Consider the following 25420-nt stretch of genomic DNA (forward strand, 5'->3'; position numbering starts at 1 on the left):
AATCAGTCTCCTTTCGACATCCATCCCATTGCAAGTCCTGCAACATCTGCATCGTCCATAACATCTTCTGTAGGTTCTTGTGCTTCACTATTGGCTGCCTGCATTATTACCGGCTGACCAACATTCATCCCGGATATCACTCCGCCTAACAGCTTTATTACCTCTTTTCTAGCCTCATTGGTTGCTGCTTCAATGACCTCTTCCTTAATGTCATCAATATCTTCTGACCGGATATATTCAGCCCTCTCTTTTTCCTTCTTCTTGATAACAAAAGTTTCTTTTCCATAATTATCAATGTAGAACTGAATCGCATCTATAATGAACTGGTTCTTAGATTTGAAAATCTTCGGATCAAGGTTCTGAATCACATCATTGATTTTCACATGCTGAGGATTGCTCATGTTGAGGCGGACAGAAGTTTTTACTTCATATTCAAGTCTTCTTCCCATCATCTGCCTCCTTATGATAATCGCTTAGTGCTTTTAAGTCCCATTGTGGCAAACTGCTCATATCCTCTTGCATTTGCCTTTACATCAAGGTTATAGGAAATGTTCTTAGCATCATGACTACCAAAATTCTTCATCACAACTGCCCCGCCACCGACAAATACAATCGGTGTAGTCTTTAAGTTATACCCAAACTCACGGATTGAGTTATATACCTTATCAACAAAATCCTCTATCTCTGCCTTGATAATGGCAAAGTATTCATCATCAATATCTGACCTGCCATATCGCATGATATTCTGTATCTCTGACTCGTCTACCTCTCCGTTAAGTTGTCTTACACACTGTTCATTGATAGAACGCATACAGGTAATAAGACCTTTTGGTATCGTCACACACTTTGATTCATCCGGTGACTTGTTGATTACCGGCATAATGTCGATTGTCCAGCTACCGATATCTACTATCAGCGTTTTCTTTGCCATTGTAGGAATCTTGTCCACTACTGCTGCATAACACTGAGGGAATACTGCCACATCATCCATTTCAATATAATACGGCTCATTCTCATATTTGAAGCTTACACGCTTATTCTTTGTCAGGTACTTGATAAAATCATTCTTCTCTGCTCCAAACCTTGTAAGTGGTAGTCCTACGGCAAGGAATACCTTTGCCTCTGCAAGACCTCTTCTTTTAAGTTCCTTAGCAACTGCTGCAAGAGTGAGAAGATAAAAGCTGTCATCTTCGACCTTTGTATCCTTTACTTCCTGCCTCACAGTTCCAACCTTATAGAACTTTCCTTCATACTCAAGTACATCGCCGAAAAGTGCCGGAGTTGTTGTAATCTCCTTAACTCCTGTGACAAATACCTGAGAGATTGTTTTCATCATTGACCAACCATGATCAATGCCGATTACTTCTAACTTGTTATTCATATGTTTTGCACATCCTTTCTCCTTAAATAGCCACTTGAACATCTTAACCACCTACTTTCCTATCAGCTTTCGCATACAAGGAAAACAATAACCATTCCCTTGATAATATGGACATCCGACACATTCCGCTGGAAGCTTCTGTTCTTTTTTCTTAGATGGTTTACAACATGTTCCATTGGCACATCTGTTGTTATGTCCCCAGAAGAATCTACAATGCATACAATCTTTTAATTCTCTTTCAAGCTTTTCTTCTGGAGATACAAACCTGCGTTTCTTATGCTTATCTCTTTTTTCAACTGTTCCCACCAGAGCTCTCCTCCCTTCCAAGGAGTGATTGCTCTCTTATATTTTCCAATATCCTGTCCGACTCACCTGCTGTCCTTGCTAATGAATACAATACAATAAGAACAATAATTATAAATGCTATGCTAAATCCCATCATCACTTTATCCTCCTTCAAATTAGTTGCCATATAGACAAAATTTGAATTTGGAAGTGATATAGTCTACATGGCTATGCTTAATGCTAAGCATGTAGGTACACGCCAGTCTTCTAGACTCCTATATCGCCCCGTGTACAAAGAGGTGTTCTCACCTCCGGGAGTTACAGACGAGCCACAAAATGTGTTTCACGACGCCCTTCTGAATTATCAGAAGCACTATCTCCTCTTTTAGCCTTTTGAGGATAAGGACAAACTTCTCGCCCTCTGTGGTTGATTATCCTTACGCAACATGCCGAATCCTTTTTCCAGATTTCCATCCAACTTCTCACCCTTCATCTTTCGATCCATCAGGCTACTAATATGATAGCTGTGACTTTCATCCTCCAGGTACATGCCCCGTAAATTTACTACCTACAGATACTCTGCAGTGCAAACTACTTTGCAAATCTGTAACTGATTATTAAATTGTTCATCCCAAGTTTTTCTTGGAATGTCCATATATTACATTAGTTTCTATAATGCCGAAAGTGACAATCACGGGTCTTTTTTATCAAAACAGGTACTATTGCGGTCTTTTTTCTTCACCTAACAATTTATTCCAAATATGCTTGGGCAATGGTCTTGTTGGTTCCTTAAATTTTTCCAAATACATCTCAAAGATATCAGTGTTAATCAACGCTGAATTTCCAACCTTATACACTGCCCCTGCTTCAGAAGCCAAAACCATAATCCTTGATTTACTTATGCCATAAATAATGGCACCCTCAGTAGCATTTACATATTTTTTCATAATGTCTTTTGTATCTGAATAGAACTTATATGAGTTACTCATTCAATTCACCTTCTTCCTGCCCATATAACGGCTCTTTCAAAGGTCTTGCAGGTTGTCTGAATTGCTCCATATAATTATCAAATATTTCCAAATTGATTAACACAGTCCCCCCTGTTCCCTCATTTATTTTATATGTTGCACCTGCTGCTCTAGCCAACTCGATAAATCTATGTCTGCCAATACTGTATATAATTGAAGCTTCTCCAATTCTCGCAAACTTTTTAATTATCTGTTTATTTGTTCCAGGCACTTTGTATATGTGTTTCATAAACTCATCAAACCTTTCCTTTTTTACTAAATGAATATGGGTAAGCTTGTATAAAGAACCTGCCGCCTTAGCAATATATTCAGTTTCTTCAACACTTAATCCATATTCATGAGCCACCTCTTCGACCCTTATGTATCTTTTTATTACCTCCCCACCATGAAGATAAGCCCTAACATCCGGCTGTAATTGTGTTACCATCCTTTTCACCTACTTATAAAATTCATCATCAACTATATGGAATGTCTCAATGTACTCATCAAATATTTTTAAATTCACAAGCACTAACTGACCTAACTTATAGATTGCTTTGGCATCCTTAGCCATTTGCATAAACTTTGATACGCCCATATGATACATTTCTGCTCCTTCGCTATATCTTACAAACTTTGTATTACCATTCTTCTTAAATTCCTGATATGCCTTTGTGTGTTCCATGCTATTCTCCTTTCGGTATTTCAATTGTTCCTATAACGCAAAAAAGGACATCTTCTAAATTTCTTTAGAAAATGTCCTCTAAGTAATACAATCTTTAATTTTTCAGACTAAGCAATCTGTACTAACCTGTACTAATCTTTTTTTGACTATGCCAAAAATTGGTCAAATCTTGTCAAAACCCCTTGACCAACTATATATTTTAGTACATCCAAGTGCTGAAACCCTTGGTTTTACTGGGTTCTTACTTTTCTAACGACTTCATTGTCGGGAAGAGCAGCACGTCTCTGATTGCCTCCGCTCCTGTCAGAAGCATACACATACGGTCAATGCCGAATCCAATACCACCGGTCGGCGGCATACCGATCTCCAATGCGTTCATGAAGTCTTCATCTGTTGTATTGGCTTCATCATCGCCCTGGGCAAGCAGTTCTTCCTGGGCTTTAAAACGTTCTCTCTGGTCGATCGGGTCGTTCAGCTCAGAGTAAGCATTTGCCATCTCCCATCCATTCATGAAGAACTCGAAACGCTCTACATATTCCGGATTTTCTGGCTTTTTCTTCGTCAGCGGCGAGATCTCAACCGGGTGGTCCATAACGAACGTCGGCTGAAGCAGATGCTCCTCTACAAACTCCTCAAAGAAGAGATTCAGGATATCACCTTTTTTATGTCTCTCTTCAAACTCAATATGATGCTCTTTTGCAAGTTCTCTTGCCTGCTCCAGAGTCTCAACTTCATTCCAGTCAACGCCTGCGTATTTCTTCACTGCGTCAACCATCGTGATACGCTCGAACGGCTTACCGAGATCCATCGGGATTCCTTTGTATACGATCTGTGTCGTTCCGAGCACTTCCTGTGCGACAAAACGATACAGGTTCTCTGTCAGATCCATCATGCCGTGGTAATCTGTAAATGCCTGGTAAAGCTCCATCAGAGTGAACTCCGGGTTATGTCTTGTATCAAGACCCTCATTACGGAATACACGTCCGATCTCATATACCTTCTCGAGTCCTCCGACGATCAGTCTCTTCAGGTACAGCTCCAGGGAAATACGAAGCTTCAGATCTTCGTTCAAGGCATTGAAATGTGTCTCGAACGGTCTTGCTGCTGCTCCACCTGCGTTCTGTACAAGCATTGGAGTCTCAACTTCCATGAATCCTTCTCCGCTTAAGTACTTGCGGATCGCACTGAGAATCTTGGAACGCTTGATAAAGGTATCTTTAGACTCTGTGTTCATGATCAGGTCTACATATCTCTGACGGTAACGGGTATCTACATCTGTCAGACCGTGGAACTTCTCCGGGAGGATCTGTAAGCTCTTGGAGAGGAGTGTCACCTTCTCTGCATGGATAGAAATCTCACCTGTTCTTGTTCTGAAAGCAAATCCTTCCACTCCGAAGATATCACCGATATCAGATTTTTTAAAATCAGCGTAAGACTCTGTTCCGATCGCATCTCTTGCAACGTATACCTGGATGTTTCCCTGTAAATCCTGGATATTGCAGAAAGATGCCTTGCCCATGACTCTCTTAAACATCATACGTCCTGCAATTGCCACATGGATCGGGCTTGCGTCCATGATATTTCTTCTCTCTTCGTAATCCTTTTTAAGAGCTTCTTTCGCCTGCTCCTCATCCATTCCCTCTACGTTCGGCTCCTGGCGGTCTTTTAACAGCTCAGTCTCATGTGCCTCGTAAAGACCTTTCACCTCAAGCGAATGATGTGTCTGATCGAACTTTGTAATCTGGAACGGGTCTCTTCCGTTCTGCTGCAGCTCTGCGAGTTTCTCGCGGCGAACCTTCAGTAAGTGGTTAATATCCTGTTCCTGTGTCTGCTGTGCCAATCTCTTCACTCCCTTTTCTTTGTATTTTATTAGATATTTCTCTGGATAGAAAGTACTTTGTACTGCATAATTCCGGCCGGTGTTTCTACATCGACAATATCATCCTTGTGCGCGCCGATCAGAGCTTTTCCTACCGGAGACTCATTGGAAATTTTTCCTTCCAGGCTGTTTGCCTCGGTGGAACCAACGATCTGGAACTCGATTTCTTCGTCATACTCCAGATCCAGTACGTCTACTTTACATCCGATATTGATCTTATCGGAATCTACTTCGTCCTCAACAACAACCTCTGCGTTTTTCAGGATTTTTTCGATCTCTTCAATTCTTGCCTCGATGTCACGCTGCTCATCTTTTGCTGCATCGTACTCGGCGTTCTCGGAAAGGTCTCCCTGCTCTCTTGCTTCTTTGATTTTACCGGCAATTTCTCTACGTTTGTTTACTTTGAGGTCATGAAGCTCGTCCTCCAGTTTTTTCAGGCCGGCATAGGTAAGAATCGTTTTTTTCTGTTCCATTTTATACACCCTTTCTATCGTTTCTGTATCCAGTCATATCTGATTTTATTCTGTAAACTCTCCGGAAATGCGCTGTATTTTCAGTATTCCCGGTTGAAATAAGGATAGACTCCGCCTATCCTAACAATTAAAGTAGTATAAAGGATTGCCCACGGAATGTCAAGAAAAAAAGAAACGCAGGAAAGATTTTCTTTTTCACAAATCCTTCCTGCATCTTTCTCTTATTTTTCCTTTATTTTTCGGATGAGCTTCCTGTCAGTGCTTTCTTTTTCCAATTTCCTTTTTTATAGAAAATCAGCGTCAGAAGCGCACCCATGCACCAGCTTACCAGCATGGAAATCCAGAGTACCTGATATCGTCCGTTTGGCAGCTCCGGCGTTCTGGTCAGAAAGGCCAGACCGTATGCCAGCGGCACACGGATTACAACGGTAACAACCATCGAAATCCACATCGGGGTCATCGTATCGCCTGCTCCACGCATGACGCCGGAAAGCGACTGTGTTATTGCCATGGCAATATAGCCGACCGCAAGGATCTTCATCATATTGGCACTTAATGTTACGAGCTCTGTGGTATTCGTAAAGATTCCCATCAGATGATGGCCGAAAATAACAATTAAAAGGGTAATGGTCGTTGAGGTTCCGACTGCAATCAGTGTTCCCTGTTTTGCGCCCTGCTCTACGCGGTCCATACGGCGTGCACCGACATTCTGACCGGCATACGTTGTCATCGCGGTACCAAACGAAAAGTTCGGCATCATTGCAAAGCCATCGACACGCATGATGATAACATTCGCGGCGATAACCATTTCACCGAAGCTGTTGGTCAGCGACTGTACGATAACCATCGCCATGGAGAAGATCGCCTGGGTAATACCGGACGGCAGACCAAGGCGGATAATTTCCATCGAATACTGTTTTTTCATTTTCAGATATTTGGGTCTGAAATCAAAAATGTCGGTCATACGCATCAGACGCCACATGCAGAGTACTGCAGAAATTGCCTGCGCAATCACGGTCGCGTATGCAACTCCGGCAACGCCCATGTGGAACTGGGAAACGAATACAATATCCAATACAATATTGATGACCGTTGCCACCAGCAGATAAATCAGCGCCGAAATCGAATCGCCGAGTCCGCGAAGGATACCACATAGAATGTTATAGTACGCACTGCCGGCACAGCCCACCATCAGGATCACCAGATACGAGGTACACCAGTCGATGATAGAATCCGGTGTTTTCAGCATTTCCAGCAGCGGCCTTGAGAGGACGGCTCCCAGAATCATAATAATGATGGAGGAAATTGCTGTCAGCGTGACGCAGTTTCCGATCGTCATCGAAAGCTCTTTTCTTTGTTTTGCTCCAAAATACTGCGACACCATGACGCCGGCGCCGACGGAAATTCCGACGAACAGAACCAGAAGCAGGTTTAAGATCGGGCTGGCGCTTCCAACTGCCGCAAGCGCGTTGTCCCCGACATATTTTCCGATTACAATACTGTCAACCGTGTTGTAGAGCTGCTGGGCAATGTTGCCGATCAGCATAGGGATTGTAAAAGCTACAATCTTTTCCCACGGCTTTCCCACCGTCATGTCGGACGGTGCGAAAAGTTCCTTCATAGTCATACACTACACTCCCTCTTTTGTGTTTTTTGTCCCAATACCTCTGTTTATCAGTATAGCACAGAAAAAGCACCCATGATATATCAATATTGGCATATCATAGGTACTTTTTTGACTTGTTTTTATCCTCGTTCCCACTCATTCAGCATCTGTTCCAGCGCCTGCAGGCTCTCCACCTGATTGATCGCCGCGCGCAGCTTTGCCGAATGCGGAAAGCCTGCCGTATACCATGCAACATGCTTGCGCATCTCGCGGATGCCGATCGCGCCGCCTTTGTATTCCACCTGCATCCGTGCATGGCGGAGCATCATTTCTTTTACCTCATGCTGGGTCGGCCTTGCAAGCGTTTCGCCTGTTTCCATATAATGAAGAATCTGTTTAAAAATCCACGGATTTCCTTCCGCGCCGCGTCCGATCATGATTCCGTCACAGCCGGTCTGCTCCACCAGTGCCTCGGCACTTGCCGCATCTGTCACATCGCCGTTTCCGATAACCGGAATCGATACTGCCTCTTTTACCCGGCGGATAATATCCCAGTCTGCTTTTCCGGAATAAAACTGCGCTCTCGTTCTTCCATGAACCGCAATTGCAGCCACTCCGCAGTCCTCGAGGATCTTCGCAATTTCCACAGCATTCGCCGATTCTTCGTTAAAGCCCTTTCGAATTTTAACTGTCACCGGCTTTTTCACTGCCTTTACCATACCGGTCACAATCTTCCGCACCAGCGCAGGATCCTTCATCAGCGCGGAGCCCTCGCCGTTGTTGACGACCTTCGGCACCGGGCAGCCCATGTTAAAATCCAGAATGTCAAACGGCCGCTCCTCGATCTGTGCGGCAATCTGCGCCAGAATTTCCGGATCACTGCCAAAAAGCTGGAGCGATACAGGATGTTCACCCGGATGAATCGTCATCAGATCCTCGGTATTTTTGTTCTTATACAGAATCGCCTTCGCGCTGACCATCTCCATACAGATCAGGCCTGCTCCCTGCTCCTTGCAGAGAACGCGGAACGGCAGATCCGTCACACCTGCCATCGGTGCGAGCACGAGCGGATTTTGCATTTCCACATTTCCGATTTTCAGCGGAGACATCGTCTGGAGCGTACGTTTCTTACTTTCCATCCGGCTTCTCTCCGTCTTCTTCTGCGAACGCTTCCTCCGGCACTTCCTCGCCGAGGAAGAAAACGCGGTAATACAGCTCCAGAGATTCCAGCAGATCCTTTTTCTCCTCCTGATACTGCTTGATCCGCAGCGCACCGCCGATCTCATCGTACATCGCATCCGCATCTACAGCCTCTGTTTCGAACTGCAGACTGCCGTCACTGTCAAACCACATGGTGAAAATGCCGCCGATTTCCACGGTGAACATAACGCACATGATATGAAGCTCATCCTGCACGGACTGCGGCAGGGATGCAAAATCCTGGTTAAAATAATATTTCTGCTCATACGCACTCGCTCCGCAGAGCACTACTTTTTCATCATCTGAATACATATATTTTCCTTTCCTGATCCAAGTTTTTTATACATAACTGTACAGGCCGCGCACTGAAACCTCGCCGGAATGCACTTCCGCGATCGTTCCATCCTCTTTTCTCACACGCAGCTCACCCGTCGACGTGATGCCGAGCGCCACACCCTCGAACGGCTCTTTCGGATCCAGCACACGCACCGGCTGATCCTTATTTGCAAGTACAGCCTCATAGGCTTCCTGCAGCGCCGAGAGATCTCCCGCCTCCAGGAATTTTTCGTAATTCTCCTCGAACGCCTCCAGCACCGCTGCGACTATTTTCGCCCGATTGACCGGATGCCCCATTTCGATCGCCAGTGACGTCGCGATCTCAGCAATTTCTTCCGGAAACTCCGTCTGGTTCACATTGATTCCCGTTCCAATGACGACATAATTGATGTAATCGATCTGTGCACTCATCTCGGTTAAGATTCCGCAGAGCTTTTTCCCGTTCAGCACCGCATCGTTCGGCCACTTAATTCTCGTGTCGACGCCGAGCGCTCTCTGTACCCCCTGCACAACAGCAAGTCCCATCACAATCGTCAGCATCGGCGCTTTGGCCGGCTCGAGATCCGGGTACAGCAGGAGGGACATCGAAACGGAAGTTCCCTCCGGCGATTTCCAGACTCTTCCGCGGCGGCCTTTTCCAGCGGTCTGCGTCTCGGCCGTTGTCAGTGTACCGTTCGGCGCTCCTTCTTCCGCCAGGCGCTTCGCCCACGTATTTGTCGAATCTACTTCATGGCTGTAATAGACCGTCTGTCCAACATATTTCGTATGCGTGCGGCTTTCCAGCTCGTCCTTCGTCATCAGATCCGGCTCGTTCAGCAGACGGTAACCTTTATTCTGTACCGCCTCGATCTCGTATCCTTCCTCTTTTAACTGATTCATGATCTTCCACACTGCAGTACGGGAAATTCCAAAATGTTCACACAAATCCTGACCCGAAACATTTTCTCCTGATTCTCGCAGAAGGCGCAGTGTCTCAGCTCTTTTATTTTCCAGCATATGATATCTTCACACTCCTCACATAAACCAACAGCAGCGCTGCGAAAGACGTGCTCCGCAGCGCTGCTGTACGTGTCTTGCCATTCTTCTATTATACACAGTCTGTTCCGGTTTTTCCACCAGAAAGTTTATGCACCAAGCGTTGCTGCCATCACAGCTTTGATCGTGTGCATGCGGTTCTCTGCTTCCTCGAAGACTCTCGACTGTGCGGACTCAAATACCTCATCGGTAACTTCCATCTCATCCAGTCCGTAACGGTCGTGGATCTCTTTTCCAATCTTTGTTTTCAGATCGTGGAACGACGGCAGGCAGTGCAGGAATACCGCGGTATCCTTGGCATTTGCCATTGCTTCTTTTGTCACGCGGTACGGAGTCAGATCGTGGATTCTCTCCTCCCATACGCTGTCCGGCTCACCCATGGATACCCAGACATCCGTATAGATAACATCGGCGTCTTTCGTTCCCTCTTTTACATCCTCGGTGAGGGTGATGGTTGCGCCGCTCTCCTTTGCATACTCTTCACACTGTGCAACGAGTTCCGCGTTCGGGAAGTATTTCTTCGGTGCGCAGGCTACAAAATCCATACCCATTTTTGCAGATGCAATCATCAGGGAATTTCCCATGTTGTAGCGGGCGTCGCCCATGTAAACGAGTTTGATGCCTTTTAAGTGGCCGAACTCTTCCTGGATTGTCAGCATATCGGCGAGCATCTGGGTCGGGTGGTACTCGTTGGTCAGTCCGTTCCATACCGGGACTTTGGAATATTTTGCCAGCTCCTCTACGATCTCCTGGCCGAATCCACGGTACTCAATTCCCTCATACATTCCTGCAAGAACGCGGGCCGTATCTTTGATGCTCTCTTTTTTACCGATCTGGGAACCGGTCGGGTCAAGATAGGTGGTTCCCATGCCGAGATCATGTGCGGCTACTTCGAAGGAACAGCGGGTTCTGGTGCTGGTTTTCTCGAAGATCAGCGCAACGTTTTTACCGCGCAGGGTGTCCACCGGAATGCCTTTCTTTTTCTTATCCTTCAGCTCTGCGGACAGATCCAGCAGATAGGAAATCTCTTCCGGGGTGAAATCCTTTAATGTCAGAAAATCGCGTCCTTTTAAATCCATGGTGTGTTCCTCCTTAAATATATCGGTATGTAATGTATTTTTATCGCTTAAGATGGTTTCTATTATGAAACAGGCCGGCGCATCTGTCAAGGGGTGAAATGTATATTTTTACGTATTTTACTTGTATTATTCATAATATATGTATTTTTATACATTTTTATTCTGTTATTCTTACCGGCAACTACAGAATCTGCCAGTGGCAGCTCCCTCCGGATGCAGAGCAATAAAAAATTCTCCCGTGTCCGGCATGATGCGTTTCACGGGAGAATCCTGCTTTTTTATTTCTGTCCTTCTTTCCCTGCCGGGCCTTTCTGCTCTTCCACGATTCCCTTGAATGTGGTAGCCAGACTTGCCAGTCCCTGCAGATCGGACGGAACAACAATCTTCGTTGCTTTTCCATTCGCCAGAACACCAAGTGCCTCGAGACTCTTTAAGGTAAGAACCGCATCGTCAGCACCTGCCTCTTTGATGGCACGGATACCATCGGCATTTGCCTGCTGTACTTTGAGGATCGCCTCCGCCTGGCCTTCTGCCTCGCGGATTCGTTTCTCTTTTTCTGCCTCAGCACGAAGAATCGCTGCCTGCTTCTCTGCCTCTGCATCCAGGATCGCAGACTGTTTTTTACCTTCGGCAACCAGGATGGTCGATTTTTTCTCACCTTCTGCAATCAGGATTGCTTCACGGCGTTCACGCTCTGCTTTCATCTGTTTCTCCATGGCTTCCTGAATGGCTGCCGGAGGCATGATGTTTTTCAGCTCAACACGGTTGACTTTAATGCCCCACGGGTCGGTTGCGATATCGAGAGCTGCCTGCATCTTCGTGTTGATAATCTCACGGGATGTCAGTGTTTCGTCCAGCTCCAGATCTCCGATGATGTTTCGAAGTGTCGTTGCGGTCAGGTTTTCAATGGCCATCAGCGGATTTACAACACCGTATGCGAACAGCTTCGGATCGGTAATCTGGAAAAATACGACCGTATCAATCTGCATCGTAACGTTATCTTTTGTAATGACCGGCTGCGGCGGGAAATCCACCACCTGCTCTTTTAAGTTCACGCGGATTGCCACGCGCTCGATAAACGGAACCTTAAAATGAAGACCGGTTGCCCAGGTGCCTTTGTATTTTCCAAGACTCTCAACAACGTAAGCACTGCCTGCGGCACGATCTTCACACACGATGCTGCAATAAACAGTACAATCACAAGAAGAAAAATCATTAAAATTCCTGCAATTCCTCCACCACTCATGTTTCATTTCCTCCTTCTTTTTCTTTGACCTTTACAATCAGCTTGACGCCTTCCACACGGAGCACTTCCACCACGGTCTCTTTCGGGATAATGCCTCCTTCGCTTTCCGTTCTCGCAGTCCAGGTGTTTCCGCCCAGCGATACCTTTCCGGTGCCTGCCAGGTTGGAAATCTCTTCTGCGACGATCCCTTCCATTCCAATCACGCGGTCTACATTTGTTTTTAAGGTATCCTTATTCAGGAAACGGACGGCTACAGGACGTGTAAAAATCAGAAGTATCAGCGATACAACAAGAAAGCAGACCATCTGAATTACAAATCCGGCTCCGCACATAGCTGCGATCAGAGCAATCAGGGCGCCGCCCGCAAACCAGATGGTTGCCAGACCTAACGTTGCCGCCTCAATCACCAGCAAAACCACAAGCGCAATCAGCCAGTACACTGCATATTCCATGCTCCTCTCTCCTTTCCGATTTCTTGGCTGTTGGATTCATGATACTATATGAGAATGAAAATAGCAAGCGGAGAGGTGGAATATTCAGAAAAAAGACAGGATTTTAAGAACTGGTCGCACAGAGACAGCGCAGAAAACCCGATCTTCTTATTCTTCCATCACATCTTTTCATTTTAAAACGGCTACAACCATTCTTTACACACTCCTATCTGTTGTGATGCAGTTATAGAAACGAAGAAATTTGTAATGTTTAAAGCGTTCGAAAAAGCAGATTACATTTTCATAACGTTTTGCACCTGTGTGAAGTGAAAGGAATGGCTATAAAAATGAAAAACTGGAAAACAGCTCTTTCAAGAAGGAAATAAAGAAAGGAAATATAAAGACTGATTTTTTATTTATAAACTATCAATTCCAAGGCTTGACATCCATACAAAAACAGCTGCCACAACAAAATACATATGCATCTGTATAAAAAGTACCAAGGTAAATGCTAATAATTTCCAAAACAGCGATTTAATCTGCCTTGTATAACGAATGCACTCTTTTAGTGTCAGTTTTTGTTCTACAAACGGGTTTCTGCTGTATTGCTTTAATATCTTCGCCGCGACACGAATTTTTTTCCCTTGATATGTCATTTCTTCTTTGGCAAGATACATTGCACCAATGAGCAGATGAAAGAAAATCAGATCTCCATATTCTCTGGAAAGATGCTTTTCTTTCAGAAACTGTTCAAAATCAGATGCAATCAAAATCCAGTTTCTCATCAGATTCTTTTTCGGTTGATATGTCAGGGACTGGAGATTTTCACGGTAAAGAACGATGCTCTGTGGGACAAAAGCATATTTCGGATGGCATGCACAGCATCTAAAATTATGTGCCTTGTCTTCGGCGTAACTGTATGGGGGAATCCACAAATCGTGAGACTCCAGAAAAGATTTGCGGTAGAGTTTTCCCCAGTCGTAAGAAAGCGTTCCTTTTTGAAAAAATCCATGAAACCGGAACTCTGCGCTGTCCGGGTTTTCTTTTTCCAGATTACTGCAGCATTTCACTTTTTCGCCATTCGCCCTCCATCTGCGATATGTTCCGATCACAATATCTGCCTGCTCTCTTTCTGCCCGTGCGGCAAGGGAACGTATGGCAGATGAATCGTCCAGCTTGTCGTCTGCATCCAGGAAGAGAAGATATTTTCCTGTTGCTTCTTTTATCCCTGCATTTCTGGCTGCTCCACTGCCTTTATTATTCTGATGAATCACACGGATTCTTGGATCTGCTGCAGCAAGTTCCTCACACATTTGATTGGAACGATCTGTTGAACCGTCATTCACCAAAACAATCTCCAACTCTGAATAGTCCTGTTTTCGTACGCTCTCAACACACTCCGTCAGAAATTTTTCCGCCTGATAGACCGGAATAATCACACTTACCAGTGGATAAAACATCTTTTTTCTTTCCTCTTCTCCTATTCTTTGTACCCAAAATATAGCGGATTTTTAAAGAAACGTCAACTGAACTTTGCTTTCTTTTTGTTTTCATTTACAAATGTCTCAGCGTATTGATTCCTCCATTATTCTATAAAACAAGCTATTTCTCATCCACTCTTTACACCACAGTATATGTTGTGCTAAAGTTATAAAAGGGTCAAACATTTGCACACCCATTCCTATTTTTCCTGAAAACATTTTTCGGATATATTCTGCACGTTGGACATTACTGGCAGTATTCCTACTTAGCAGTTGCATCAATATATGGCTTTGGCGAACAGATCATAAAAAAATACGTTTTATCTGTCTGGATGCTTTTGTCATGTTGTTAATCATGAATCTTGGAAATGGATATATCCATTATTACCAGATGCTATCTTAAATAAAATACCAGAAAATGAGCGGTCCAGTGTATATAATTATGAGACAAGTTCCCAATGGCTGCTGTCTGGACTTGAACCTTATGACAAATACTGTATTACAGCAGACCATTTTTCGATGCTTTCAAATGAAATTTTTCAGCATATTCAAAATTTATTCGAGCACAGAGAGCCTATGTACATAGTAACAGGGCGCAATGTGCAGATTCAAAACCAAATTGTACAAACATATCTGGAAAAAGATTATACTGAATTGTATACCAACAACATTTATACATTATATCAAAAAATTCCTTAAACACTAAATAAATCGTTCTCACTATTAAAGTAAAGAAAAAAATATATCAACTTCTACAAAGAAAATTGAACAACTTTGACAATGTAAACTGATTTTTTGTACTGTTTCGTTATCGAAAGTATACTGTTTTTTTTGGTACAATATACGAAAGGATCGTTACAAATGAAAAAACAGATCATTGATTTTGTCATCACATGGGTGGACGGATCAGACCCCTTATGGTTTCGCCAAAAACAGAACGCCAAAAAAAAGCAAGGAGTTTCTGTTGATATCGACGACCGTATTGAACGCTATCGCGACTGGGAAATTCTAAAGTATCTATTTCGTTCGATAGAAAACTTTGCTCCATGGGTAAATAACGTATATTTTGTAACATGCGGTCATCTGCCGGCGTGGCTCAATACAGAATGTCCAAAATTGCAGATTGTTTCACACAAAGATTTTATTCCCGAAAAATATCTCCCCACCTTTAACTCGCATTCCATTGAGTGGAATTTCCACCGGATAAAAAATCTGTCGGAACACTTTGTTTATTTTAATGATGATATGTTTTTGCTGCATCCAATAAAGCCAACCGATTTTTTTGAAAACGGAAAACCCGTTGATATGCTTGCCCTGCAGCCCGATGTTGCAAACGTAGAAGATACCATTATGCCATATATCTATCTGAACAATACTATGCTGCTTGCCAAGTACTTTGACAAACGGGAAAACATGAAAAAGCAGCCAGGTGCCTATTTTCACATCGGATATCCTCCCATGTACTTTGGATATAATCTTCTGGAAATGGCATTTCCACGATTTACCGGTTTTTACACCGTTCATGGCCCGTCTCCTTTGAAAAAGGAGACTTATCGTTTCTTCTGGGAAAAGGAAGAAGAATTGTTAGACGGTGTCTGCAGCCACCCATTTCGTCATAAAGATGATGTGAGCCAATATGTTCTGCGGGAATATCAGAAACTGAGTGGTGATTTCGTTCCAAGAAACACGCACAAGTTCTGTAAATACTTCAATTTAAAACCGGAAAACCCGGAACTGGTAAAGACAATCACAAAGCAGACTGCAAAGTGCATCTGCATCAATGACAGCAATTTTGAAATCCCATATGAACATGTAAAACGGGAACTGAACGATGCCTTTTCCAAACTTTTTCCGCAGAAATCACAGTTTGAAAAGTAAATTTTGTTCCATATTCAGAGGCGGAAATTTATCTGCATCTATTTTGGCATTACGTTATCGGAACGTTCTTGTTTTTTAATCGAAATAGTAACATTTTTACCCCAAATCTATTGACATTTGCGGGATTTTCCTCCTATAATAAGAATTGTAACCAAGGATGATTTTGCAAGAAAAGGACGTGAATATATATGACTAAAAATTACACAAAACCAATCGTTACAATTGATTCTGGTATGGCAGAAGGTGTTTATGCGGCAAGTGGTGCAACAAAAGGAACTCTGAACGTTACTTATTATGGCGTATGGGATCGTTGGGGCACAAATGGTGGTAAAGGACTTGCACAGGCAAGCTGGTCTGATCTGGATGGAACCATCACATTGAATATTAATTTCAATGATACTGTTGATTCAATCGAGACAGATGATGCCTCCGTACAGAAATCCTGGTCTGGAAAAACTGCCACCCTCACTTTTGCAAGCACAGCAACCAATCCGCTGACCATTGGTATTCATCTGAACCATGGAACCAGCATCGACGATCTGCAGCTCACTGGATTTGACTACTCAGTGAACTAAAAAATGAACCATGTATGTGAACCATATCTTTTCGCTTCGTTTGAAAAGATATGGTTCACAGAAAAAGCAGCCAGAATGGCCGCGGAAGGGGTGCAGAAAATGAGTAAATATGTAAAACCTGTAATTTCTCTGGATGAAGGAATGGCTGAAGGTGTTTATGCGGCAAGTGGATGTTATACTGCATCTGCATATATTCACCAGACTCCAGAAAACGGACGTGGCGATTACCGTATTCAGGTAAATGGAAAGCATAATGCTGATCATACCAAGGAAGCCCAGGTTCTGACTATCAGTTTCAACCAGAATGTTACTTATGTTTCTGGCGGCGCAGGACTTATTTCCGGTAACGAAACCACTACACTGAAAGTAAAACTGGCTTATCATCAGAATCCAACCGATAATATCGGTTTCGGTGACTTGGTTGTTACTTCCGATGCAGGTCTTGCAATTACTGGAGTAAGCATTACCGATTAATGGATCACTTCCCGTATTCTAAAAAATGGAATGCCTTTTGGCATTCCATTTTTTATTCGCTTGTAACCTGTTTTTACAAATTCGGCTCCAAATTTTGCAGGTACTTTCAATTCTGCAACTTTCTTCAATTTTAGAAATCCTTCTCCATCTCCAAAATTTCTTTCTCGCCCAGCTCCTCACACTTCTTTCCTCGAATCGCATACACTCTCGTACAGATCCAAGCACCGTCGGCCGGTGTGTCGTTACAATGCAGGTTCGCGGATACGTATCTGTCATAATATTTTTCAGCACTTTCCGTTCCGTCGCCACATCGAGCGCCGAAGTTGCTTCATCCAGCAGCAAAATCGGAGATTTTCGAAGCAGTGCACGCGCAATCGAAAGCCGCTGTGCCTGTCCTTCTGAGAATCCGCCGCCGCGTTCTTTCACCATACTTTCAATACCATCCGGCAGTTTCTCCACAAATTCCCATGCACATGCCAGTTTCAACGCCTCCACGATCTCTTCATCTGTGGCTTCCGGTTTCACATTTCGCATATTTTCTGCAATTGTTCCTGAAAACATCGTATTCCCCTGTGGCACATAAGAAAACAATTTCCTTGTGGACGGCGACAGTGCAATCCGTTGTTCTCTGTCTTCCCCTGCACCAATCCATGCTTCTCCCCCCTGGGCACGCAGCAAGGATAAGATCAGCCGCAGCATCGTTGTCTTTCCCTCGCCGGACGGGCCGACGAGTGCAATAATTTCATGCGGCCACGCTTCCAGTGATGCTTTCGAAAACACTTCTGTTCCCGTATGGTAGGTATAGCTCAAGTCCTCCATAGCAAGCCCGATGCCGCTTGCCCGGTATTTTTCTGCAAACTGCTCCACTTCCCGATCCGCACTGTAGTCCTCCTGCGGCATCTCCACAATATCCATCAGACGGCCGGCTGAGATGCCAAGAGAAATCGCCGATGGCACAAGGCTGACCAGCGAATTGACGGAACCCGTCAGTGTACCGGACAGAGACAGAAACATGGTCATGGTTCCGTAAGAAATTGCCCCGCTCCAGACACGGTAAATTCCCCATCCGTAGCAGCTGTAAGATACAAGATAGCTGATTAACGTCATCAGAAGCGAGGTTGCAATCGACATTTTCTGGAAATCCAGGCGCATTTTGATGTATTCCTGCTGCAGATTTTTCAGGCGATCGACATAAAAGCGGATCATATCGAATGCCTTGATTGTCTGAATATTGGAAAATGCTTCCTGATTAAATCCGTAAAGTTTCGCACTCATCTGTGCGCTCCGCTGGTTATTGTTCGTCATCCGGCGCAGCAGCGGGCGGGACAGAAGCGCACTGAACGGGATGCCAAGCAATGCAAAAATGGCAAAGGTGGGATCATAATGTACCACAATCGCCAATGCACTGATAAATTTCACAGTATAGATCACAAGATTCGGCAGCCAGTTCAGGATACCACTGGAAATATTTGAAGCATCAGAACTCCACCGTGTTACCAGATCTCCGGTATGATACGCTGTCAGCGATTCCCAGTCCGTGACCAGAATCTTGGCAAAAATATCATTCTGGATTTCGCGGTCTACCTTCAGGTTAATCATCGTAGATGCATACGCAGATGCCTGCGAAATCAGGGTATTTCCAAAAGAAAAGCCGATCATCAGTGCGAAGGTCTGCAAAAGTTTTCCTGTCTGGTGCCCGGTGATAATATCAACCAGATCTTTCGATATCACACTGGACGCAAGAGAAACACCGGTTCCGAAAACACCAAGTGCGGTATAGAAAATCATGGCTTTCCAGTATCGTCTGGCATACTGTGCAATCCACAGAAATTCTTTCCACATCTTCTGAAGCATTTCCGCCTGGAGGCATTTTTTTATTTTTGTCCACAAGTTTCTCATTTTAAAGCCTCCTGCGCAAGTTCATCCTCCGTGATTCTGTGATGCATCACTTCTGCCGCTGTATCATTTTTCGTACAGCGCAGGAAGTAAACCGGCTTTTCATTTGCAATTTCTTCCGCAAAAGCAAGATTCTTTTTCATCAGCCTGCCGTCCAGGGCGGCGAGATCATCCGCTGCATCACACGGAGTGTTTTCTGCTCTTTCGTCAGGGAAACGATTTTATCCTCCGGCGCTTTTTCCAGCAGCACAATCCCTCCCAGCTCTTTCTTTTCGACTGTGAAAATTTCTGATGTGCCGCACCACGGGATTCCGTATACTACAAACTGATCGCCCTCTTTTCCTATGAGGTTCAGATCTCCGTTCAGAAACGGCGTGTCAAACAGTTTTTTCCAAAGTGCCGTATGAGTCGATTTTCCCATTCCCGACGGACCGGAAAACAGCCATGCTTTTTCCAGATAAAGAAGAGATGCGGAATGCAGCACAAACATGCCTTTTTTCTGTGCCAGGAACAGAAATACCGGCCGGATCGCCAGAAAGAGGGAATCCTGCTCTTCTTCTGTCATAGGCAGACGGTAATAAATACAGGCGAAGCTTCCATCCGCTTTCATCCAGATTTCATAGATATTTTTAAGAGCCGGGAACCAGAGGACATAGCCTTCTTCCCACGCGCAGACTGTCAGATCTTTATTCCGGATCAGAATGTTTCCATTCTGGTGGCTTTCCGGTACATGCTCGATCAATTCTAACGTGAGATCCGCCGCATCCTGCCTATTTTCTGTTTTTATCACCGTTTCTTCCACTTCTTTTTCTCCTGTTTTTTTCGCTGCCTCTCCTTCTGTTTTCTCTGTTGCTTCTTCCTCTCCTCTTTTCTTCTCAAAAGAAGCAAACTGTTTTGGAATGCAGCCCTCTTTTCCATAAACAGCAATGGAAATTCCTGCGATCTTCAATTCTCCGGCGCAAGTTCCATCCGGAGAACCAAGTTCCCGTCGTACCGCACCAAAGGCAAGAAGCTCCTTCACAAAAGCCTGAATATCTTTTTTCAGTTCCTCCTGCTCTTCTTCCGGCACTTCATAACAGCGAATCATTTTCTGCTGAAGTTCTTCCATTGTTTTTGGTGTTTCCAGCGCTTCCCAGAGAATCCGTGCGGTCTCATTCAGCTCCATTCCTCGCTGCTGGTCTGCTATTTTCTGCCCATAAGGCAGAAGATAATGTGTGTTCCCGATTTTCTGTAGTAAATATCCTTCCTGCCTTCTGATTCTCATAATCTGATTTCCCTTCCTGTGTTTGTTTTCTTATATTTGCTGTCTTTCGTTTTGTATGTAAAGTTATGCTTTTTCTGCTCATCATCCTTTTTATTTTCAGGGTAAGCTGTTATAATAAAATTCAGGTAACTATTCAGAGCCACTCGTCAAAATGCCACGCATTTCGTCGGTTCGGCGTATCCGCCAAATGGAGTTTTTTATGTACACTTACGATATTGAACAACTTTTAAAAAACGGTTCTGCCGTCAAACTGAAACCGCAGGGCTACAGTATGTATCCTCTTTTTCTTCCGGGCCGGGACGAAGCTGTCATTGAACACTGTGTTCCTTCCGAACTTCATCGCGGCGATGTAATTCTGTATCGCCGTGTGCAGGGAATCCTTGTTCTGCACCGCATCTGCCGAATTACCAGGGATGGCTTCTATCTGGTCGGGGACAATCAGACCGAAGTGGAAGGACCTCTTTCCCCGGAGCAGATTCATGGAAAACTGACTGGTGTCGTACGCAATGGAAAATCGTTTTCTGTTTCGTATCCAATTTATCGGATGCTTTCTTCCATCTGGCTCTTTTTACGCCCTGTCCGCCCGTTTTTCTGGTCGGTAACGGCTTTTTTCCGCAGGTTTTTTCAGAAGCACTGATTTTTTCATTGTCCTCTCCGAATTTTTTTCAAAATGCACAGAGAAATTTCTATTGCATCAGGCTTTTCGCATTCCCTTCACCATGGTTACAATGCTCTGAAGTCTCCAGCCTCTTCCAAAGATCACCAGATCCAGCAGCAGCGGAATCGCAATACACAGGAGAAAGCAGACGCAGAACAGAAGCATACCGCCTGCTCCGTATATCAGTGGTACGATTTTCTGCATCAGCAGAACTTCGCCCGCTATGACTGCCAGATACTCTCCGATATCCTGCGCATACCGCAGCGCCTCTCCCGGCATCTCGAGGAAATCCCGGAAATAAATGATATACCGATACAAGATCTGCAGCAGATAAGACAGTAAGGTTCCAAGCAGAACGCCTGCCATCCCATACGGTTTTACAAGTGCCAGTGACACGATCAGATTAAGAAGTGCGGAGGATGCTCCGACATTTTTCTCTTTTTCAAACAGTCCCGTCACGCCCATCACAAGGCTGAGCGGCAATCCCATAATTCGAACCAGCAATACTACAATACAAAAAACAGTAATTCCCCAGCCAAGTTCGTAGGAAGGACCAAGCCAGATATCACGGACAAATGGTGTAATCAGAGAAAACAGGCCAACCGATACAACCGACGCAATGCAGAAAAAGCCAAAGGTCAATTGCCGCAGAATCTCATAATTTCTCTGACGATTTTTTTCTGTAAAATAATCTCCGACCGTCGGCTGGATCGTATTCGCAAGGATCGTGAGAATATTGCTGATCGCCTGCGTAATCATACAGTAATTTGCATATCGTCCTACCGTACCGACCCCGATAAAACCGGAAATAATCAGGTTGTCCGTGCAATACAGCATTTTTTCTGAAATTCTGGAAATAAACAGGCTTTTCAGATCTCTTACAATTCTTTTCGTCAGAGACGATGTGCTCTTTTCTTTTCTCCGCTGGCGCAAAAACGGATATTTCTGCTCCACATACCAGCTGATCCAGATATTCAGCACGACTTCCGTTACGGTTCCAATACCAAGCGCCAGCAGATAATTCTGTTCCCATGTAACCAGCAGAATAATCGCCAGATAGCTGACCACATTTAAAATCAGTCCGGTGATGCTTGCAATGTATTCTTTCTGATCCGCAATCAGCAACGACTTCCGGTACGTTAAAAGATAAGAAAGAACGGTTCGAACCAGCCACATCGCATACAGAACGCGGATATAGGATAACGAATAACTGTTATTTTTCATAAAAAGGTGGATGAACGGCAGAACCGCCATTCCCGCCGCAAATACAAGAACAGCAAAGACGTGATATGCCTTTCGGTAAAGATTCATCAGCGATGCAATCTCTGCCTCATCCTTTCTTGCAAGCGCGCCATACAAATGGTAAACGATTGCCGTGGATATGCCAAGCTCCGTCACGGAAAGGATATTGATGACATTGGAAATAACACCATTCATTCCAACCAGCTCCGCGCCCATGTACAGGTTCATGGCACGCTGGCTGAAAAAGCCGAGGATCAGAAGCGCAAACTGTGAAAGCATACTGAAAAAACTGTTTCGGAATAAATTTTTAATGCGCATAAGTTCCTCCTTCTTCTCGTTTTTATAACATGCTACGCGGGTAAACAGTTCCGTAATTTTACATCACTCTTATTTTCCACTGTTTTCATGGATTTTGTAACATTAAAATGGTATCATATATCTAATACCTGCTATCGTTGCTGCCGTTTCCAGATACCTGTGAATGGCAGTATCCCTTTTGGAAAGGCTTTCCTTTATGAAAACAAATAGAAAAAAATCATTTTCTTATCTTCTGTTTTTTCTTCTGCTTCTGGTATTCCTTGCACTGTTCGCATTTCTTGGTATCCGTTCTTTTTATCGTGCGAATTACATGCCGGAACCATGCACAGAATCCGCAGACGAGTTATCCAATCCATACATTGGATTTTATCACATGTATGGCTATGTTCTTGGAAGCGATTCGCTCTCGAATCTTCCTGCCGCCTCTGATTCCGACGCCAAAAACAGGCAGGGAATTGTCATGCTGGAAGTGAATCTGCAGAATTTTTCAAACGAAGATCTCTCCGATTCAGCTCTTTCCCAGCTTGATACCATTCTCTCTGCCTGGCAGAGACATGGCAGTCAGGTGATCTTACGTTTTCTCTACGACTGGGATGGAAAAGCAATGGAAACAGAGCCGCAAAGTCTGGAGCAAATTCTGCGTCACATGGACCAGACAGCTGAAGTTGTAAATCGCTACACGGACTGTGTTTTTCTGATGCAGGGCATTTTTGTCGGAAACTGCGGGGAAATGAACAATTCTCACTACATGTCCGATGAGGACTGTACTACCCTGATGCACCATCTGGCAGAGGTAACGGATCCTTCGGTTTTTCTGTCTGTCCGCACACCGGTACAGAGGCGGAAAATTCTGGATTCCTCCGAACGGCCGACAAAGGAAACAGCTTTTGATGGTTCGCTTTCCTCCCGGCTTGGACTGTTTAACGATGGTATGCTCGGAACGGCCAACGATACCGGCACTTATGGTGATACCGCTGCCTCCGCAGACACTTACCGTTCCGCCTGGGTTCGTGAGGATGAGCTTTCCTTCCAGAATGAACTCTGCAATTTCGTCCCAAACGGCGGCGAGGTCACTCTGGATAACCCATTGAATGATCTCGCACATGCCATTCAGGATTTATCGCGCATGCATGTCTCCTATCTGAATTCGGAACACGATCCCGCGGTTCTGGATAAATGGAAAGCAGCTGCTTACAAAGACAAAGCTTCCGTTTTTAACGGATTGTCCGGCTATGATTATATCGAGCGTCATCTGGGATACCGCTATGTCATCCAGGACACTGCTTTGGATTCGTCTGATTTTCAGATACGGCTGGAAAATGTTGGTTTTTCTGTCTGCTATCGAAAACTGGATTTACAGCTCACCCTGGTTTCTTCCGATGGTGAGGTTTTCTCATTTCCCATCTCTTCGGATTCCAGATTCTGGATACCGGGGACTACTGCAGAGCTCTCTATTTCTCTCCCGCTTGCGAGACTCACCAAAGGCAGTTATACGGTATATTTCCAGATGACGGATCCTGTTCTGCAAAGGGAAATTTTGCCCGCAAACACATTTTCTCATGATACGCATGGATTTTCGATTGGTACGCTCGAAATCAGCAAATTATATTAAAACAATCGGGTCAATTTTGAAAATTCCCAAAAAGGGGCGTCCCTGTTTTTCTCCCTGATTGGCAAATGAAATAGTTCTTCCATCCCGCCTGCGGTACAGCGCCAGATACAGTTTCTGTTCTTCTGGTTCTGCTAATTCCGCAGGCAGTTTTATTTTCTGGCAAAGAGTGGTTTTTTCTCCGCTCTTCCAGAGTCTCGCATCTGTTGCAATCTGTATTTTTTTCTGAAGCGTTCCGTTTCTTTCCAGCTCCAGATAACAGTCTGCCTCTTCGGTCAGTTCTGCAAATCCTTTGTTTTCCAGTGTAATCTGAAGTTCTTCCCTTTCCGAAACAAACTCCACACCTTCCACAACAAACCGATAGCCGAGACGTTTTCCAATTGCCTCCAGGCCGCTTTCGTCCTCGACCGTTTCTGCTTTCCATTGTTCCAGCCGTCGTAAATCATACGTACTGTTCAGATAGGAAATATGCATTCTTTCGAGATCCGCCATTGCTTTTGGGGCCGAGACGAAAGGAGCCGGTTCTGCCCCACTTCCCCATATGGCCTCTCCGCCGCAAAATTTTCCGCACATTTCGTTTTTCTGCCATTCCAGTTCTTCTTCCCGGCTGCAGATTTTCTGTCCCGGTGTTTCCGGTGACAGTGTGCCATACGTTCCAAGATCCGTTTCCGATCCGAATATCCCATCGTTAAACAGAGTCAGTTTTTTCTTTTCCTGCTCCGTCCATCCCAAAGTCAGTTCCCGCCACTGCGCCGGTTTCCGCACTGCAACCGGGCAGGCGCCGTCCACTGCTTTTATCATGGTATCGGTCAGGGTTCGAAAGGCATCCGGGGTCAGATAACGGGAACCGTGCATTTCGCCCCAGTTCCCGATCAGAATTCCCTGTACTGCAAAAATATCGTCCGCATATTCCCGAATGACTTCTCCGATCTGCTGCATATGTTCTTCCACCAGACGGATACTGCCCGGCTCTTTCTCCAGTCCTTTTCCCTCAAGATCATAGGAAAACCGCAGGATCATTCCTTTTCTTTTCTCCCGAAAAAATGCCAGAATCCTTCGAATCCATTCCAGAGACGGTTCTGAAATCGGCTTGTCCCGGAATGCTCCGATATCAATTCTGAGAAGGACAAGTTCTTCCTCTTCACAGGCGATGTAGAGCGGTTCCCCGGTTTGCGCCGCGTTGAAAGTATATAAATGATACCAGCCACACCCGGGATTCTGTATCGCTTTCCTGCTTTCCTGAAGTATCGCTTTCTGGAAAAGCTCTTTTTTATCCTGTTTTCCCCGCAGTTCTGGAAATTCTTTCTTTTCTGCCCTGCCTTTAGCTTCTCTTCCCTTCTGCCAGCTCAGGATACTTTTTATCTTCTCTCTCCACATCAATC

General features: G+C 44.7%; 26 protein-coding genes and 1 pseudogene. 5 read left to right on the top strand and 22 right to left on the bottom strand.

Translation table 11 applies throughout. From position 1 onward, the window contains the following. Positions 1-2: 2 nt before the first annotated feature. The 17 genes and pseudogenes from DXA55_RS06235 to DXA55_RS06315 all read right to left on the bottom strand — a co-directional run bounded on the left by DXA55_RS06235 (position 3) and on the right by DXA55_RS06315 (position 14103). Complete coding sequence (locus DXA55_RS06235; protein WP_227733088.1) at positions 3-449, bottom strand: ATP-binding protein; 447 nt, start codon at positions 447-449, stop codon at positions 3-5. 11 nt (positions 450-460) lie between these two features. Beyond that, complete coding sequence (locus tag DXA55_RS06240) at positions 461-1381, bottom strand: ParM/StbA family protein (RefSeq protein ID WP_117813445.1); 921 nt, start codon at positions 1379-1381, stop codon at positions 461-463. Between the two features lie 51 nt (positions 1382-1432). Beyond that, positions 1433-1687 carry a hypothetical protein gene (locus tag DXA55_RS06245; protein WP_055062764.1) on the bottom strand — a complete coding sequence of 85 codons (255 nt, stop codon included), beginning with the start codon at positions 1685-1687 and terminating at the stop codon, positions 1433-1435. After that, positions 1674-1823 (bottom strand): hypothetical protein, encoded by a 150-nt coding sequence (locus tag DXA55_RS06250; RefSeq protein ID WP_015567903.1) that lies wholly within the window; start codon positions 1821-1823, stop codon positions 1674-1676. Before DXA55_RS06250 ends, DXA55_RS06245 begins: the two co-directional genes overlap by 14 nt. Positions 1824-2385: 562 nt before the next feature. After that, positions 2386-2655, bottom strand: coding sequence for a DUF6462 family protein (locus DXA55_RS06255; protein ID WP_173863481.1), 270 nt, complete (start codon positions 2653-2655; stop codon positions 2386-2388). Continuing rightward, positions 2648-3121 (bottom strand): DUF6462 family protein, encoded by a 474-nt coding sequence (locus DXA55_RS06260; RefSeq protein ID WP_117813370.1) that lies wholly within the window; start codon positions 3119-3121, stop codon positions 2648-2650. The genes DXA55_RS06255 and DXA55_RS06260 overlap by 8 nt, the downstream gene beginning before the upstream one ends. 9 nt (positions 3122-3130) lie before the next feature. Continuing rightward, on the bottom strand, positions 3131-3358 hold the full coding sequence (locus DXA55_RS06265; RefSeq protein ID WP_117813372.1) for a DUF6462 family protein: 228 nt from the start codon (positions 3356-3358) through the stop codon (positions 3131-3133). A gap of 241 nt (positions 3359-3599) precedes the next feature. Beyond that, positions 3600-5198, bottom strand: a complete 1599-nt coding sequence (gene lysS / locus DXA55_RS06270) for a lysine--tRNA ligase (protein ID WP_117813374.1) — start codon at positions 5196-5198, stop codon at positions 3600-3602. Positions 5199-5227: 29 nt separating this feature from the next. Continuing rightward, positions 5228-5710: a transcription elongation factor GreA gene (gene greA / locus DXA55_RS06275; RefSeq protein ID WP_022461080.1), complete on the bottom strand. Its 483-nt coding sequence runs from the start codon at positions 5708-5710 to the stop codon at positions 5228-5230. Between the two features lie 232 nt (positions 5711-5942). Continuing rightward, positions 5943-7337, bottom strand: coding sequence for an MATE family efflux transporter (locus DXA55_RS06280; RefSeq protein WP_117805257.1), 1395 nt, complete (start codon positions 7335-7337; stop codon positions 5943-5945). Between the two features lie 119 nt (positions 7338-7456). Beyond that, positions 7457-8455, bottom strand: a complete 999-nt coding sequence (gene dusB / locus DXA55_RS06285; RefSeq protein WP_022461082.1) for a tRNA dihydrouridine synthase DusB — start codon at positions 8453-8455, stop codon at positions 7457-7459. Then, the gene (locus DXA55_RS06290; protein WP_022461083.1) at positions 8445-8828 is read right to left on the bottom strand and encodes a DUF6145 family protein; all 384 of its coding nucleotides are present in this window, start codon (positions 8826-8828) and stop codon (positions 8445-8447) included. The genes dusB and DXA55_RS06290 overlap by 11 nt, the downstream gene beginning before the upstream one ends. 27 nt (positions 8829-8855) lie before the next feature. Next, entirely contained in the window at positions 8856-9848 is a 993-nt protein-coding gene (locus tag DXA55_RS06295) for a biotin--[acetyl-CoA-carboxylase] ligase (RefSeq protein ID WP_055220867.1), read from the bottom strand. A gap of 128 nt (positions 9849-9976) precedes the next feature. Further along, the gene (gene argF / locus DXA55_RS06300; protein WP_055220869.1) at positions 9977-10966 is read right to left on the bottom strand and encodes an ornithine carbamoyltransferase; all 990 of its coding nucleotides are present in this window, start codon (positions 10964-10966) and stop codon (positions 9977-9979) included. A gap of 278 nt (positions 10967-11244) precedes the next feature. After that, positions 11245-12182: pseudogene (locus DXA55_RS06305) on the bottom strand (SPFH domain-containing protein). Between the two features lie 26 nt (positions 12183-12208). Further along, positions 12209-12664, bottom strand: coding sequence for an NfeD family protein (locus DXA55_RS06310; protein WP_055220871.1), 456 nt, complete (start codon positions 12662-12664; stop codon positions 12209-12211). Positions 12665-13059: 395 nt separating this feature from the next. Beyond that, the gene (locus DXA55_RS06315; RefSeq protein WP_055220873.1) at positions 13060-14103 is read right to left on the bottom strand and encodes a glycosyltransferase family 2 protein; all 1044 of its coding nucleotides are present in this window, start codon (positions 14101-14103) and stop codon (positions 13060-13062) included. A gap of 882 nt (positions 14104-14985) precedes the next feature. Here DXA55_RS06315 and DXA55_RS18085 point away from each other — a divergent pair. From DXA55_RS18085 to DXA55_RS06335, 3 genes are all read left to right on the top strand, one after another. Further along, positions 14986-16002: a Stealth CR1 domain-containing protein gene (locus DXA55_RS18085; protein WP_117813376.1), complete on the top strand. Its 1017-nt coding sequence runs from the start codon at positions 14986-14988 to the stop codon at positions 16000-16002. Positions 16003-16190: 188 nt separating this feature from the next. Then, positions 16191-16577: a hypothetical protein gene (locus tag DXA55_RS06330; RefSeq protein ID WP_117813378.1), complete on the top strand. Its 387-nt coding sequence runs from the start codon at positions 16191-16193 to the stop codon at positions 16575-16577. A 99-nt stretch (positions 16578-16676) separates the two neighbouring features. Next, complete coding sequence (locus DXA55_RS06335) at positions 16677-17051, top strand: hypothetical protein (protein ID WP_117813451.1); 375 nt, start codon at positions 16677-16679, stop codon at positions 17049-17051. An 18-nt stretch (positions 17052-17069) separates the two neighbouring features. On the opposite strand, the gene DXA55_RS06340 is transcribed toward DXA55_RS06335, so the two are convergent. The 3 genes from DXA55_RS06340 to DXA55_RS06345 are packed head-to-tail and all read right to left on the bottom strand — an operon-like array spanning position 17070 to position 20211. Then, positions 17070-18950, bottom strand: coding sequence for an ABC transporter ATP-binding protein (locus tag DXA55_RS06340; RefSeq protein WP_242998381.1), 1881 nt, complete (start codon positions 18948-18950; stop codon positions 17070-17072). Beyond that, positions 18947-19090 (bottom strand): hypothetical protein, encoded by a 144-nt coding sequence (locus DXA55_RS17050; RefSeq protein ID WP_158565044.1) that lies wholly within the window; start codon positions 19088-19090, stop codon positions 18947-18949. The genes DXA55_RS06340 and DXA55_RS17050 overlap by 4 nt, the downstream gene beginning before the upstream one ends. Next, positions 19090-20211 (bottom strand): PqqD family protein, encoded by a 1122-nt coding sequence (locus DXA55_RS06345; protein WP_117813380.1) that lies wholly within the window; start codon positions 20209-20211, stop codon positions 19090-19092. Before DXA55_RS06345 ends, DXA55_RS17050 begins: the two co-directional genes overlap by 1 nt. A 199-nt stretch (positions 20212-20410) precedes the next feature. On the opposite strand from DXA55_RS06345, the gene DXA55_RS06350 reads away from it, so the two are divergent. Continuing rightward, positions 20411-20848: a S24/S26 family peptidase gene (locus DXA55_RS06350; RefSeq protein WP_117813382.1), complete on the top strand. Its 438-nt coding sequence runs from the start codon at positions 20411-20413 to the stop codon at positions 20846-20848. Between the two features lie 57 nt (positions 20849-20905). Here the strand turns inward: DXA55_RS06350 and DXA55_RS06355 are convergent, their stop codons facing one another. Beyond that, complete coding sequence (locus DXA55_RS06355) at positions 20906-22429, bottom strand: lipopolysaccharide biosynthesis protein (protein WP_055220885.1); 1524 nt, start codon at positions 22427-22429, stop codon at positions 20906-20908. 196 nt (positions 22430-22625) lie between these two features. On the opposite strand from DXA55_RS06355, the gene DXA55_RS06360 reads away from it, so the two are divergent. After that, positions 22626-24041, top strand: coding sequence for a DUF4832 domain-containing protein (locus DXA55_RS06360; RefSeq protein ID WP_158565045.1), 1416 nt, complete (start codon positions 22626-22628; stop codon positions 24039-24041). On the opposite strand, the gene DXA55_RS06365 is transcribed toward DXA55_RS06360, so the two are convergent. Next, a complete protein-coding gene (locus DXA55_RS06365) occupies positions 24033-25415 on the bottom strand; it encodes a DUF4832 domain-containing protein (RefSeq protein ID WP_055220888.1) in 1383 nt (460 codons plus the stop codon). The two genes, DXA55_RS06360 and DXA55_RS06365, sit on opposite strands and share 9 nt — an antisense overlap. Between the last annotated feature and the right edge of the window lie 5 nt (positions 25416-25420).

It is taken from the genome of Blautia sp. OF03-13, from assembly GCF_003460685.1.
Lineage (GTDB): Bacteria > Bacillota > Clostridia > Lachnospirales > Lachnospiraceae > Fusicatenibacter > Fusicatenibacter saccharivorans.